Origin of the sequence: Siccibacter turicensis LMG 23730 (assembly GCF_000463155.2) — a bacterium.
In the GTDB taxonomy this organism is placed as follows: Bacteria; Pseudomonadota; Gammaproteobacteria; order Enterobacterales; family Enterobacteriaceae; genus Siccibacter; species Siccibacter turicensis.
In genome coordinates this window covers 47,374-61,642 of the sequence record NZ_AWFZ01000017.1, presented here as the reverse complement: position 1 = coordinate 61,642, position 14,269 = coordinate 47,374, and the positions used below count along the sequence as shown (strand labels likewise).

Here is a 14,269-nt window from a genome sequence, read left to right as displayed (position 1 = left end):
TTAACCCTCTGGAGCTATTTGTGTCCTCATTGCCGGTTGCCGCCATCCTCCCCGAACTGCTTGCCGCGCTGAAATCCGCGCCGCAGGTGCTGCTCAACGCGCCGACCGGGGCGGGCAAATCGACGTGGCTGCCGCTGCAAATTCTGCGCGACGGCGGCATGGCCGGGCGCATTCTGCTGCTGGAGCCGCGGCGACTGGCGGCGCGCAACGTAGCGCAGCGGCTGGCGGAGCTGCTCGGCGAACAGCCTGGCGATACGGTGGGCTACCGGATGCGCGCCCGCACCTGCGTTGGCCCAAAAACGCGGCTGGAGGTGGTGACCGAAGGGATCATGACGCGCATGATCCAGCAGGATCCTGAGCTTACGGGCGTGTCGCTGGTGATCCTCGACGAGTTCCACGAGCGCAGCCTGCAGGCAGATCTTGCCCTGGCGCTGCTGCTGGATGTGCAGCAGGGGCTGCGCGACGACCTGAAACTGCTGATTATGTCCGCCACGCTGGACAACGAACGTCTGCAACGGCTGCTGCCCGATGCGCCGACGATCGTCTCCGAAGGGCGGGCGTTTCCGGTGGAGCGCCGCTATGCCGCGCTGCCTGCCCATCAGCGTGCGGATGAAGCGATCGCCGTGACCGTCGCCTCGCTGCTGCGCGAAGAGCAGGGCTCGCTGCTGCTGTTTCTGCCGGGCGTCGGTGAAATCCAGCGCGTGCAGGAGCAGCTGAAAGAGCGGGTGGCGGACGATGTGCTGCTGTGCCCCCTTTATGGTGCGCTGCCGCTTGAAGCGCAGCGCAGCGCCATCGTGCCGGCACCGGCGGGCTACCGCAAAGTGGTGCTGGCCACCAACATCGCCGAAACCAGCCTCACCATTGAAGGCATTCGGCTGGTGGTGGACAGCGCCCAGGAGCGCGTGGCGCGCTTCGACCCCCGCACCGGCCTGACGCGGCTTATTACCCAGCGCATCAGCCAGGCCTCCATGACCCAGCGGGCGGGCCGCGCCGGACGTCTCGCGCCCGGCATCTGCCTGCACCTCATTGGCAAAGATCAGGCCGAACGCGCCGCCGCGCAGGGCGATCCGGAAATTCTCCAGGCCGATCTCTCCGGGCTGCTGCTTGACGTTCTGCAATGGGGCTGCGAACCCGACGCGCTGACCTGGCTCGACGCCCCGCCGGATGCCAGCCTGCGCGCGGCGCGTGAACTGTTAACCCGGCTTGGCGCGCTGGAGGCGGGGCGTCTGACCGCGCGCGGCAGAGAGATGGCGAAGCCCGGCAACGATCCGCGCCTCGCGGCGATGCTGGTGGCGGCGAAAACGGCGGACCAGCAGGCCACCGCTGCGCGGCTGGTGGCGATCCTTGAGGAGCCGCCGCGCAACGCCGGCAGCGATCTCGCCAGCGCCTTTACCCGCAGCAACCCGGCGTGGCAGCAGCGCAGCCGCCAGCTGCTTAACCGGCTCTCCCAGCCCGGCGGGCAGCCGGACAGCGCGCTCGCCCCGGCTCTGCTGGCGCAGGCGTTCGGCGACCGGATTGCCCGGCGGCGCGGCCAGGGCGGGCGCTATCAGCTCGCCAACGGCATGGGCGCCATGCTGGACGACGACGATGCGCTCAGCCGCCACGAGTGGCTGATCGCGCCGCTTCTGCTACAGACCAGCACCAGCCCGGACGCGCGCATCCTGCAGGCGATGGCCGTGGATATCGACCGTCTGCTGGCCGACTGCCCGACGCTACTTGAGCAGCGCGATGTGGTGGAGTGGGACGATACCCAGGGCACGCTGAAAGCGCTGCGGCGCAGCCAGATTGGTCAGCTGGTGGTGAGCGTAAAACCGCTGGCGAAGCCCTCCGAGGAGGAGCTGCACCGCGCCATGCTAAACGGCATTCGCGAGAAAGGAATTAGCACCCTACACTGGAGTGCGGCGGCGCAGCAGCTACGGATTCGGCTGGGCTGTGCGGCGCGCTGGCTGCCCGAGTATGCGTGGCCCGCCGTGGACGACGCCTCGCTGCTGGCCTCGCTTGAGCAGTGGCTGTTGCCGGAGATGCACGGCGTACACTCGCTGCGCGCGCTGCAAAACATCGATCTGGCACGGGCGCTGCTGCACCTGCTCGACTGGCCGCTGCGTCAACGGCTGGATAGTGCGCTGCCAACTCATTACACTGTGCCCACCGGAAGCCGGATTGCCATCCGCTACGATGATGAAAACCCACCCGCGTTAGCGGTGCGGATGCAGGAGATGTTTGGCGAAGCCACCACCCCGGTCATTGCCGAAGGGCGCGTGGCGCTGGTGCTGGAGCTGCTGTCTCCGGCCCAGCGGCCGCTGCAGATCACGCGCGACCTGAGCGCGTTCTGGAGCGGGGCGTACCGCGAGGTACAAAAAGAGATGAAAGGGCGCTATCCAAAACACGTATGGCCGGACGATCCGGCTACGGCGGCGCCGACAACGCGCACGCGTAAATACAGCAATCCCTCATCATAACGACAGGCGTCACCCTCGGTGACTTTGAGAGATTTCTACTTTTCCCTGATGGGGCAAGAGATAAAAATCGGGCCTTTGCGCCTGAACTTTGTTGGAGAATGAGCATGGCGGGGAATGACCGCGAACCTATCGGACGTAAAGGCAAGCCTGCACGTCCGGCAAAGCAAAAGGTGAGCCGTCGTCAGCTCAGGGACGATGAGCGCGACGACGATTATGAGAATGACGACTATGACGATGGAGAACCGATGCCGCGTAAGGTAAAAGGCAAAGGGCGTAAGTCCGGCAAGGGAAAGGGCCGGAAATGGCTGTGGCTGCTGCTGAAGCTGTTTATCGTCTTTGTGGTGCTGTTTGCCGCCTACGGCGTATACCTCGATCAGCAAATCCGCAGCCGCATTGACGGTAAAGTGTGGCAGCTGCCCGCGGCGGTGTATGGCCGGATGGTGAACCTTGAGCCGGATATGCCGTACAGTAAGCAGGAGATGGTCAAACTGCTGGAGGCTACGCAGTACCGCGAAGTGACCCGCATGACGCGTCCCGGCGAGTTTACCGTTAAGGGCAACAGCATTGAGATGATCCGCCGTCCGTTCGATTTCCCGGACAGCAAAGAGGGTCAGGTGCGCGCGCGTCTGGTGTTCGACGGCAACCGCCTGGAGTCCATCGAGAACATGGACAGCAACCGCCAGTTCGGTTTCTTCCGTCTCGACCCACGGCTTATCACCATGCTCTCTTCGCCGAACGGTGAGCAGCGTCTGTTTGTGCCGCGCACCGGGTTCCCGGATCTGCTGGTGGATACCCTGGTCGCCACCGAAGACCGCCACTTCTATGAGCACGACGGTATTTCGGTATGGTCGATTGGCCGTGCGGTGGTGGCAAACCTCACCGCGGGCCGCGCGGTGCAGGGCGGCAGTACGCTGACGCAGCAGCTGGTGAAAAACCTGTTCCTGACCAACAAGCGTACCCTGTGGCGTAAAGCCAATGAGGCCTACATGGCGCTCATCATGGATGCCCGCTACAGCAAAGACCGCATTCTGGAGCTGTATCTTAACGAGGTGTACCTCGGGCAGAGCGGCGACGATCAGATCCGCGGCTTCCCGCTGGCCAGCCTTTACTACTTCGGGCGTCCGGTGGAAGAGCTGAGCCTCGATCAGCAGGCGCTGCTGGTCGGGATGGTGAAGGGCGCGTCGCTGTATAACCCGTGGCGTAACCCGAAACTGGCGCTGGAGCGTCGTAACCTGGTGCTGCGTCTGTTGCAGGAGCAGAAGGTTATCGACCAGGAGCTGTACGAGATGCTGAGCGCGCGTCCGCTGGGCGTGCAGCCGCGCGGCGGGGTGATCTCTCCGCAGCCGGCCTTTATGCAGATGGTACGCCAGGAGCTTCAGGCGAAGCTGGGCGATAAGGTTAAAGATCTCTCCGGCGTGAAGATCTTCACCACCTTTGACTCGGTCGCGCAGGACGCCGCAGAGAAAGCGGCTACCGAAGGCATTCCGGCCCTGATCAAGCAGCGCAAGCTGAAGGATCTGGAAACCGCGATGGTGGTCGTGGACCGCTTTACCGGCGAAGTACGTGCCATGGTCGGCGGGGCGAACCCGCAGTTTGCCGGCTACAACCGCGCCATGCAGGCGCGCCGCTCGATTGGCTCGCTGGCGAAACCGGCGACCTATCTCACGGCGCTGAGCCAGCCTAACCAGTATCGCCTGAACACCTGGATCGCCGATGCGCCGCTGTCGCTGCGTCAGCCGAACGGCCAGGTCTGGTCCCCGCAGAACGACGATCGTCGTTTCAGCGGCCAGGTGATGCTGGTGGATGCGCTGGCCCGCTCCATGAACGTGCCGACCGTTAACCTCGGTCTGGCGCTGGGGCTGCCTGCCGTCACCGACACCTGGGTTAAACTCGGCGTGCCGAAAGAGCAGCTGCGTCCGGTTCCGGCGATGCTGCTTGGGGCGCTTAACCTGACGCCGGTGGAAGTGGCGCAGGCGTTCCAGACCATCGCCAGCGGCGGTAACCGCGCGCCGATGTCGGTGCTGCGTTCGGTAATTGCCGAAGATGGCGCGGTACTGTTCCAGAGCTTCCCGCAGGCGGAGCGTGCGGTACCGGCGCAGGCGGCGTACCTGACGCTCTATACCATGCAGCAGGTGATCCAGCGCGGTACCGGTCGTCAGCTCGGAGCGAAGTTCCCGCAGCTGCATCTGGCCGGGAAAACCGGGACAACCAACAATCAGGTCGATACCTGGTTTGCCGGTATCGACGGGCGTGAAGTGGTGATCACCTGGGTAGGACGCGACAACAACCAGCCGACCAAACTTTATGGGGCGAGCGGGGCGATGTCTATCTACCAGCGTTATCTGACCAACCAGTCGCCGATCCCGCTGGATCTGACCCCGCCGGAAGATATTGTCGATATGTCGGTGGATGACGCCGGGTACTTCCAGTGCATGGGCGGCGGTACCCGCGTCCTGCCGGTGTGGACCAGCAATCCGGATGCGCTGTGCCAGCAGAGCCAGCAGTATCAACAGCAGCAGTCTAACAACCCGTTTGCCGAGACGCCGCAAGAGCAGCAGGCGCCTGCGCAGCAGCAGCAGCAGCCGCAGCAGGAAGAGAAAAGCGACGGCGTGGCTGGCTGGATTAAGGATATGTTCGGCAGCAACTGAGGTTGCATCACGCGACCCGAAAAGGCGGCCTCTGGCCGCCTTTTTTATTTCTGTCCGTCCGGCGCGCCTTGGCGCAAATTCTTTGCGCCCTTATTCTCGATAATTACCCTGCGCGTTGTCTGGTTATTTCTTACGCCCTTAGCGCCATCAGGCCGCGTACTGCTTGCTAAGCGTACAGCGTTTCGAATATTATCCCCCCGCATAATAATAATTCTCGTTTACGTTATCGTTCGTTACTTTCACTCAGAGAAACTACAATGGCACGTTCTGACGCTTCTCAGCCACTCAACACCTCCCTGTGCAAGCTTGCGGTGCTCGTTGCTGCCGCAGCAGGTAGCCTGTCCATGACCGCCTCCGCGGCGCAGACGGCACAAAAAGAAGACACCATCATCGTTTCTGCGGCAGCCCCGCAGGAAAGCGCGTGGGGCCCGGCCCCAACCATCGCCGCGAAGCGCACGGCCACCGCCACCAAAACCGACACCCCGATTGAAAAAACACCGCAGTCGGTGTCGGTAGTGACGCGTGAAGAGCTGGATACCCGACAACCGCAGACGGTGAAAAGCGCACTGGCCTACACGCCGGGCGTATTCTCCACCCGCGGCAGCTCAACGACCCTGGATGTGATTTCGATTCGCGGCTTCTCCGCTTCGACCGGGGCGAATACCAACCAGTATCTGGATGGCATGAAGCTTCAGGGCGATAACTATTCTGAAGTGTCCATGGATCCTTACTTCCTGGAGCGTGTAGAACTGCTGCGCGGCCCGGTCTCCGTCCTGTATGGTAAAAGCCATCCGGGTGGGGTAGTGAGCATGGTCAGCAAGCGCCCGACCACTGAGCCGCTCAAAGAAGTGCAGTTCAAAATGGGCACCAATAATCTGTGGCAGACCGGTTTCGACTTCAGCGATGCGCTGGATGACAACGGTGAGTTTTCCTACCGTCTGACCGGCCTCGGTCGTAGCGAAGACGCACAGCAGAAAATGGCGAAATCCAGCCGTTACGCCATCGCGCCGTCCTTTAGCTGGCGTCCGAGCGATAAAACGGACTTCACGTTCCTGAGCAACTTCCAGAGCGATCCGGATGCGGGCTTCTACGGCTGGCTGCCGCGCGAAGGCACCGTGGTGCCATACATTGACGCCAACGGCAACGCGCATAAGCTCCCGGTCGATTTCAATGAAGGTGAGAAAGACAATAAATATTCTCGTCGTCAGCAGATGGTCGGCTACAGCTTCGCCCACGCGTTCAACGATACCTGGACCGTGCGTCAGAACCTGCGCTATACGCGTATTCACACCCTGTATGACGCCGTTTACGGTAATGGTTATATTGCCCCTGCGCAGATTAGCCGGGCCTATGTCCGCTCTGATGAAGATCTGAATAACTTCAGCGTGGATACCCAGGCGCAAACCACCTTCGCCACTGGCGATGTCGATCACATCCTGCTGACCGGCGTTGACTATATGCGTATGCGTAACGATATTGATGCGGATTATGGTTCTGCCAGCCCGCTGAATATGCAGAATCCGCAGTACGGCAATCCGAACGTGGTGCTCAACGGTTATCCGTATGAAATCGTTAACCGCCAGGAGCAGACTGGCCTGTATGTCCAGGATCAGGCGGAGTGGAATAAGTTTGTCCTGACGCTGGGCGGCCGCTACGACTTCGCGAAGACCTCTACCTTCACGCGCTCAAGCAGCAGCACCGCCGAAATTAACGATGAGCAGTTTACCTGGCGCGGCGGCCTGAACTATCTGTTCGACAACGGTATTTCTCCGTACTTCAGCTACAGCGAGTCCTTCGAGCCGGTTTCCGGTGCGTCACAGCAGGGCAAGCCTTTCGATCCGTCCACCGGCAAGCAGTATGAAGCGGGTGTGAAATACGTACCGAAAGATATGCCGGTTGTGCTGACCGCCGCTGTCTTCCAGCTGACCAAAGATAAAAACCTGACGGCCGATCCGACAAACGCATTGTTTAGCGTCCAGAGCGGCGAAATTCGCTCTCGCGGTGTGGAACTGGAAGCGAAGGCTGCGGTTAACGCCAACATCAACCTGACCGCGGCGTACAGCTACACGGATGCAAAATATACGCATGACACCAACTTTGAAGGTAAGCGTCCTGCCGAAGTGCCGCGCAATATGGCCTCGCTGTGGATGGATTACACCTTCAACGAAACGGCGTTGAGCGGCTTCACCTTCGGTGCAGGCACGCGTTATGTCGGCGATACCTCCAGCTTCTACGCTGCGAACAACGATACCTTTAAGGTTGGCAGCTACACCCTGGTGGATGCGATGGTCAAATATGACCTTGGCCGGGTTGGCTTACCGGACTCCTCAATCGCGGTGAACGTGAACAACCTGTTTGATCGTGAGTATGTCTCAAGCTGCTACCGTGACACGGCGTGTTACTGGGGCGCAGAGCGTCAGGTTGTGGCAACCGCCACCTTCCGTTTCTAATTCGTTTTCGGGCACGGTTCGCCGTGCCCTTTTACAAGTTGGCTTTTATGCAGGATAACAAAACGCATCCCGATTCAACCTTCACGCTGTCTGACGTCTCCTTTCGCGTGCCCGGTCGCACGCTGCTGCACTCTCTCTCCCTGACTTTCCCCGCCGGGCGCGTAACGGGCCTGATTGGTCATAACGGCTCCGGAAAATCGACGCTTATCAAAATGCTGGGTCGCCACCAGAGTCCGAGCGAGGGCACCATTTTGTTAAACGGCACCCCGCTCGACGACTGGAAAAGTAAGGCGTTTGCCCGGGAAGTGGCCTATCTGCCGCAGCAGCTGCCGCAGGCGGAAGGCATGACCGTGCGTGAACTGGTCGCCATTGGCCGCTACCCGTGGCACGGCGCACTGGGACGTTTTGGCGCGGAGGATCGCGAGCGCGTTGATGACGCCATTGCGCAGGTCGGGCTCAAACCCTTTGCCCAGCGGCTGGTGGACAGCCTCTCCGGCGGCGAACGTCAGCGGGCGTGGATTGCGATGCTGGTCGCTCAGAACAGCCGCTGCCTGCTGCTCGACGAGCCCACCTCGGCGCTGGATATCGCGCACCAGATGGACGTGCTCTCCCTGATCCAGCGGCTGAGCGTCTCGCGCGGTCTGACGGTGATTGCCGTCCTGCACGACATCAACATGGCGGCGCGCTTCTGCGATCGGCTGGTGGCGCTGCGCGGCGGGGAGATGATTGCCCAGGGCACCCCGCAGGAGATCATGTGCAGCGAAACGCTGGAGCAGATCTACGGTATTCCGATGGGCATCCTGCCGCATCCGGGCGGTAACGCCCCCGTGAGCTTCGTCTACTGATGCGCGAACCGATCATTCCCTCTCTGACGCGACGCCGGCTGCTCACCGCCATGGCGCTCTCGCCGCTGCTGTGGCATGCCGCGAAAAGCAAGGCGGCAAGCGTCGATCCGCACCGCATCGTGGCCCTTGAATGGCTGCCGGTGGAGTTGCTGCTGGCGCTGGGCGTAACGCCCTACGGCGTTGCCGATGTGCCCAACTATAAGCTGTGGGTCAATGAACCCGTGCTGCCGGACGGCGTAATCGACGTTGGCCTGCGCACCGAGCCGAACCTCGAACTGCTGATCCAGATGAAGCCCTCGATGATTATCTGGTCGACAGGCTATGGTCCGTCAGCGGAAACCCTGGCCCGTATCGCACCGGGACGCGGATTTAATTTCAGTGATGGTAAGCACCCACTAACGCTTGCGAAGCGCTCTCTGGTTGAGCTGGCTGACCTGCTGGATCTGGGGCCGCAGGCGCAGCGCCACCTGGCGCACTTTGATGAGACCCTTGAGCGCTACGCCCCCCGCTTTAAGGCACGCGGCGACCGTCCGGTACTGATGATGTGTACCATGGACGAGCGGCATGTGCTGGTGCTCGGTGACAACAGCCTGTTTCAGCAGGTGTTTGACCACTGGGGCGTGAAAAACGCCTGGCACGGCGAAACCAACTTCTGGGGCAGCATGGTGGTTGGCATCGAACGGCTGGCCACGATCAAAGATGCCGACGTCATCTGCTTTGAACACGGGGACGACGCGCTCTATCAGCGTGTGGCCGCCACCCCGCTGTGGCAGGCGATGCCGTTTATACGTCAGCACCGTTTCCAGCGCGTGCCTGCGGCCTGGTTCTACGGCGGCACGCTCGCGGCTATGCACTTCTGCCGTATCGCTGATCGCGCGCTGGGAGGCAAAGCATGATCCCGCGTCGTATCGTCTTCCCGTCGGTGCTGCTGGCCCTGCTGTTTCTGTTTGCCGCCTGGCTGAGCTGGTTCAACCTCAACGTTCAGCTGGTGCGCAGCCAATGGTGGCAGGCCCTGACGGCCCCGGACGTGAATCTTATCGATCAGATGCTGTTCCACTACAGCGCGCTGCCGCGGCTGGCGGTCTCCCTGCTGGTGGGCGCCGGGCTGGGGCTGGTGGGCGTGCTGTTCCAGCAGGTGTTGCGTAACCCGCTGGCGGAGCCGACCACGCTTGGCGTCGCTACCGGTGCGCAGCTCGGCATTACGGTAAGCACCCTGTGGGCGCTGCCCGATGGGTATCTGATCACGCAGTTCGCGGCCCTGGCCGGGGCCTGCGTGGTCGGGCTGTTGGTGTTTGGCGTGGCGTGGGGCAAGCGCCTCTCGCCGGTGACGCTGATCCTGGCGGGCCTGGTAGTGAGCCTTTACTGCGGCGCGGTGAATCAGCTGTTGGCGCTTTTCCATCACGACCAGCTGCAAAGCATGTTCCTCTGGAGCACCGGGGCGCTCAACCAGACCGACTGGAGCATTGCTCAGCGCCTGTGGCCGCAGCTGCTGGTCGGCGCGGTGCTGACGCTGCTGCTGCTGCGTCCGCTGACCCTGATGGGGCTGGACGACGGCGTCGCGCGTAATCTGGGGCTGGCGCTGTCGCTGGCGCGCTTTGCGGTGCTGACGCTGGCGATTGTCATCAGCGCCCTGCTGGTGAACGCGGTGGGGATCGTCGGCTTTATCGGGCTGTTCGCACCGCTGCTGGCGAAGATGCTGGGGGCGCGTCGGTTACTTTCCCGGCTGCTGCTGTCGGCGCTGCTCGGCGCGCTGATCCTGTGGATGGCAGACCAGCTTGTGGTCTGGCTGACCCGCGTATGGATGGAAGTGTCGACCGGGTCGATAACGGCGCTGATCGGTGCGCCGCTGCTGCTGTGGCTGCTGCCGCGGTTACGCACCATGACCCCGCCGGCGATGAACGCCGGGGATCGCGTCCCTGGCGAGCGCCAGCACCGGCTGGCCTGGAGCCTCGCCGGGCTTATTGTGCTGGCGGTAGTGACCGTTGCGGCGCTGAGCCTCGGGCGCGATGCCCACAGCTGGGTGTGGGCCAGCGGCGATACGCTGGCGCAGCTGATGCCGTGGCGCTGGCCGCGCGTCACGGCGGCGCTGATCGCCGGGGCCATGCTGGCGGTGGCGGGGTGCATTATCCAGCGTCTGACCGGCAACCCGATGGCCAGCCCGGAAGTGCTGGGTATCAGCTCCGGGGCGGCGTTTGGCGTGGTGCTGATGCTGTTCTTCGTGCCGGGCAACGCCTTTGGCTGGCTGCTGCCGGCGGGCAGCCTCGGCGCGGCGGCTACGCTGCTCATCATTATGATTGCCGCCGGACGGGGCGGATTCTCGCCGCACCGCATGCTGCTGGCCGGGATGGCGCTCAGCACGGCGTTTACCATGCTGCTGATGATGCTTCAGGCAAGCGGCGACCCGCGTATGGCGCAGGTGCTGACCTGGATCTCAGGATCGACCTATAACGTCACGGTGCAGCAGGTAGGGTTCGGGGCAGGGGTGATGGTGCTGTTGCTGGCCGCCACCGCGCTGTGCCGTCGCTGGCTGACCGTACTGCCGCTCGGCGGAGAGACGGCGCGCTCGGTGGGCATCGCCCTGACGCCGTCTCGCGCGCTGTTACTGCTGCTGGCCGCAGGCCTCACCGCCTGCGCCACGCTGATTATCGGGCCGCTGAGCTTTATCGGTCTGATGGCGCCGCATATCGCCCGCATGATGGGGTTCCGCCGCACGATGCCGCACATGGTGATGTCCACGCTGACGGGTGCCGTGTTGATGGTGATCGCCGACTGGGCCGGACGTATGGTGCTGTTTCCGTATCAGATCCCGGCCGGGCTGCTGGCATCGTTCATCGGCGCGCCGTACTTTATCTATCTGTTAAGAAAGCAGAGTCGTTAAGCGGGTAGAGGGTAGAGCGTTGAGTCGGTGAGTGCAGGGCGGGTACGCGAAACGTACCCGCCGCTGACGGAGATTACAGTTTGGCAAACACGCGGCGGGCGGCATCGATGGTGTTATCAATATCCGCTTCGCTGTGTGCCACGGACATAAAGCCCGCCTCGAATGCGGACGGCGCGAGATAAACGCCCTCTTCCAGCATCAGATGGAAGAAGCGCTTAAAGCGCGCCACATCGCAACCCAGCACATCCTGATAGCAGGTCACGCTCCCGGCATCGGTAAAGAACAGACCAAACATGCCGCCTACGTGGTTCACCACCAGCGGAATGCCGGTCTCCTCCGCCGCACGCAGCAGGCCGTCTGCCAGACGGGTGGTGAGATCGGTCAGGGTCTCATGGATACCCGGCTGGGCGACTTCGGTCAGACAGGCATAGCCGGCAGCCATGGCAATCGGGTTGCCCGACAGGGTGCCTGCCTGGTAGACCGGCCCGGTCGGCGCCAGCGCCGCCATCACATCGCGACGGCCCCCGAACGCCCCTACCGGCATCCCTCCACCGATGATTTTGCCCAGACAGGTCAGGTCAGGCACCACGTTGTAGTACGCCTGCGCACCCGCCAGCGCCACGCGGAAACCGGTCATCACCTCGTCGATAATCAGCAGCGCGCCAAACTCGTCGCACAGCGCGCGCAGGCCCGGCAGGAAGTCCGGCTGCGGCGGAATACAGTTCATGTTGCCCGCCACCGGCTCGACGATGATGCAGGCGATATCCTGCGGGTACTGCTCGAAGGCGCTACGCACCGACGCCAGATCGTTATAGGTGCAGGTCAGGGTATGCTTCGCGAAATCTGCCGGTACGCCTGGGGAGTTCGGCTGGCCGAGGGTCAGCGCACCGGAGCCAGCTTTCACCAGCAGGCAGTCGGCGTGGCCGTGGTAGCAGCCTTCGAACTTGATGATTTTGTCGCGCCCGGTAAAGCCGCGCGCCAGACGAATGGCGCTCATGGTCGCTTCGGTCCCGGAGTTCACCATGCGCACCATGTCCATCGTCGGCACCAGTTCGGTCACCAGATCCGCCATCTTCACTTCCATTTCGGTCGGCGCGCCGAAGCTCAGACCGCGCGTTGCCGCCTCGATGACCGCGTTGCGGATCGCCGGGTGGTTGTGGCCCAGCACCATCGGACCCCAGGATCCGACGTAATCGATATAGGCTTTGCCATCAACGTCATAGAGGTAAGCTCCATCGGCACGTTCGATAAACAGCGGCGTACCGCCCACGCCGGTAAACGCGCGGACCGGCGAGTTTACACCGCCGGGAATAACGTTCTGCGCAGCGGTATAAAGGGTTTCGGACTTACTCATGAAGCGGCTCCTGATTCGTAGGAAAGATAACTGGGGGCTATTCTAGGGATAATCGCGCCGTTGTTCTACCCGCGCACCCGGATGACGGCGTATTGCTGCATGACGTCGCCGTTTTCCCTCGCTAAAATAGCGCCACCAGTTTGTATGACAAATAAGGTGAGACCTGATATGGAGTCCGTAACGCCGTCAAAGAGTGCGGAACGTATTATTCATAAACGACGCGGCGATCTGATTCGTCAGCTGCTGCAGCGCGATAAAACCCCGCTGGTGATCCTGCTGATGGCCGCCGTGGTCGGTGCCCTTACCGGTCTGATGGGCGTGATGTTCGATCAGGCGGTAGACTGGGTGGTGCAGCACCGGCTCGGCATGCTGGCCCAGGTGGCGGACAGCGCGCTGCTGGTGTGGCCGCTGGCCTTTGTGCTCTCTGCGCTGCTGGCGATGTTGGGTTACTGGCTGGTGCGCCGCTTCGCGCCGGAAGCGGGCGGGTCGGGCATCCCGGAAATTGAGGGCGCGCTGGAGGAGATGCGTCCGGTCCGCTGGTGGCGCGTCCTGCCGGTGAAGTTCTTCGGTGGTATGGGCACCCTCGGCGCCGGAATGGTGCTGGGGCGCGAGGGACCGACGGTCCAGATGGGTGGCAACATCGGACGCATGGTGTTGGATATGTGCCGCCAGCGCGGCGCGGAGGCGCGGCATACGCTGCTGGCCACCGGTGCGGCGGCGGGGCTGGCGGCGGCCTTTAACGCGCCGCTGGCGGGCATCCTGTTTATCATCGAAGAGATGCGCCCGCAGTTTCGCTACAGCCTTATCTCTATCAAAGCGGTGTTTATCGGCGTGATCATGTCGAGCATCGTGTTTCGCGTGTTTAACGGCGACGCCGCGGTGATTGAGGTGGGCCACCTCTCTAATGCGCCGCTGAATACGCTCTGGCTCTACCTGCTGCTGGGGATGATCTTCGGGGCCGTGGGGACGCTGTTTAATAGCCTGGTGCTAATGATGCAGGATGTGTTTCAGCGCCTTCACGGCGGCAATATCACCAAATGGGTGCTGATTGGTGGGGCGATTGGCGGCCTGTGCGGCATCCTCGGGCTGATGGCGCCCGGCGCGGTAGGCGGCGGTTTTAACCTGATCCCCATCGCCACCGCCGGGAATTTCCCGGTGGAGATGCTGCTGTTTATTTTTATCGCCCGGGTTGTCACCACGCTGCTGTGCTTCTCCTCAGGGGCGCCGGGCGGGATCTTTGCCCCGATGCTGGCGCTGGGCACGCTGCTCGGCACGGCGTTTGGCATGGTGTGCGCCGCCTGGATGCCGGCCATGGGGCTGGATGTCGGCACCTTCGCCATCGCCGGCATGGGCGCGCTGTTCGCCGCCTCGGTGCGCGCGCCGCTGACCGGGATCGTGCTGGTGCTGGAGATGACCAATAATTACCAGCTCATTTTGCCGATGATTATTACCTGTCTCGGTGCCACACTGCTGGCGCAATTCCTTGGCGGCAAGCCGCTCTATTCCACCATACTCGCCAGAACGCTGGCGCGTCAGGAAGCGGAACAGCGCGATCGTAGCGGGGGGAACACTTGAACGATTCGACCGCGTAACGGATAATGGCGTAAAGAATTGGGTATTATTTACCCGATTGAC

At 62.6% G+C, this 14,269-nt stretch carries 8 protein-coding genes; 7 read left to right on the top strand and 1 reads right to left on the bottom strand.

Features of this window, described 5'->3' with window-relative positions; all coding sequences use genetic code 11:
* Nucleotides 1–20: 20 nt before the first annotated feature.
* From hrpB to fhuB, 6 genes are all read left to right on the top strand, one after another.
* On the top strand, nucleotides 21–2,459 hold the full coding sequence (hrpB, locus tag DW58_RS02155; RefSeq protein ID WP_024562475.1) for an ATP-dependent helicase HrpB: 2,439 nt from the start codon (nucleotides 21–23) through the stop codon (nucleotides 2,457–2,459).
* 104 nt (nucleotides 2,460–2,563) lie between these two features.
* The gene (gene mrcB / locus DW58_RS02150) at nucleotides 2,564–5,107 is read left to right on the top strand and encodes a bifunctional glycosyl transferase/transpeptidase (RefSeq protein WP_024549829.1); all 2,544 of its coding nucleotides are present in this window, start codon (nucleotides 2,564–2,566) and stop codon (nucleotides 5,105–5,107) included.
* 257 nt (nucleotides 5,108–5,364) lie between these two features.
* Nucleotides 5,365–7,557, top strand: a complete 2,193-nt coding sequence (fhuA, locus tag DW58_RS02145) for a ferrichrome porin FhuA (RefSeq protein WP_035885494.1) — start codon at nucleotides 5,365–5,367, stop codon at nucleotides 7,555–7,557.
* A gap of 47 nt (nucleotides 7,558–7,604) precedes the next feature.
* Nucleotides 7,605–8,402 carry a Fe3+-hydroxamate ABC transporter ATP-binding protein FhuC gene (gene fhuC / locus DW58_RS02140; protein ID WP_024551109.1) on the top strand — a complete coding sequence of 266 codons (798 nt, stop codon included), beginning with the start codon at nucleotides 7,605–7,607 and terminating at the stop codon, nucleotides 8,400–8,402.
* Nucleotides 8,402–9,298, top strand: coding sequence for a Fe(3+)-hydroxamate ABC transporter substrate-binding protein FhuD (fhuD, locus tag DW58_RS02135; RefSeq protein ID WP_024551108.1), 897 nt, complete (start codon nucleotides 8,402–8,404; stop codon nucleotides 9,296–9,298). The genes fhuC and fhuD overlap by 1 nt, the downstream gene beginning before the upstream one ends.
* Nucleotides 9,295–11,280 (top strand): Fe(3+)-hydroxamate ABC transporter permease FhuB, encoded by a 1,986-nt coding sequence (gene fhuB / locus DW58_RS02130; protein WP_024551107.1) that lies wholly within the window; start codon nucleotides 9,295–9,297, stop codon nucleotides 11,278–11,280. Before fhuD ends, fhuB begins: the two co-directional genes overlap by 4 nt.
* A gap of 73 nt (nucleotides 11,281–11,353) precedes the next feature.
* On the opposite strand, the gene hemL is transcribed toward fhuB, so the two are convergent.
* Nucleotides 11,354–12,634, bottom strand: coding sequence for a glutamate-1-semialdehyde 2,1-aminomutase (gene hemL / locus DW58_RS02125; RefSeq protein WP_024551106.1), 1,281 nt, complete (start codon nucleotides 12,632–12,634; stop codon nucleotides 11,354–11,356).
* Between the two features lie 168 nt (nucleotides 12,635–12,802).
* Here hemL and clcA point away from each other — a divergent pair, with 168 nt between their 5' ends.
* Complete coding sequence (gene clcA / locus DW58_RS02120) at nucleotides 12,803–14,209, top strand: H(+)/Cl(-) exchange transporter ClcA (RefSeq protein ID WP_024551105.1); 1,407 nt, start codon at nucleotides 12,803–12,805, stop codon at nucleotides 14,207–14,209.
* Nucleotides 14,210–14,269 lie beyond the last annotated feature (60 nt).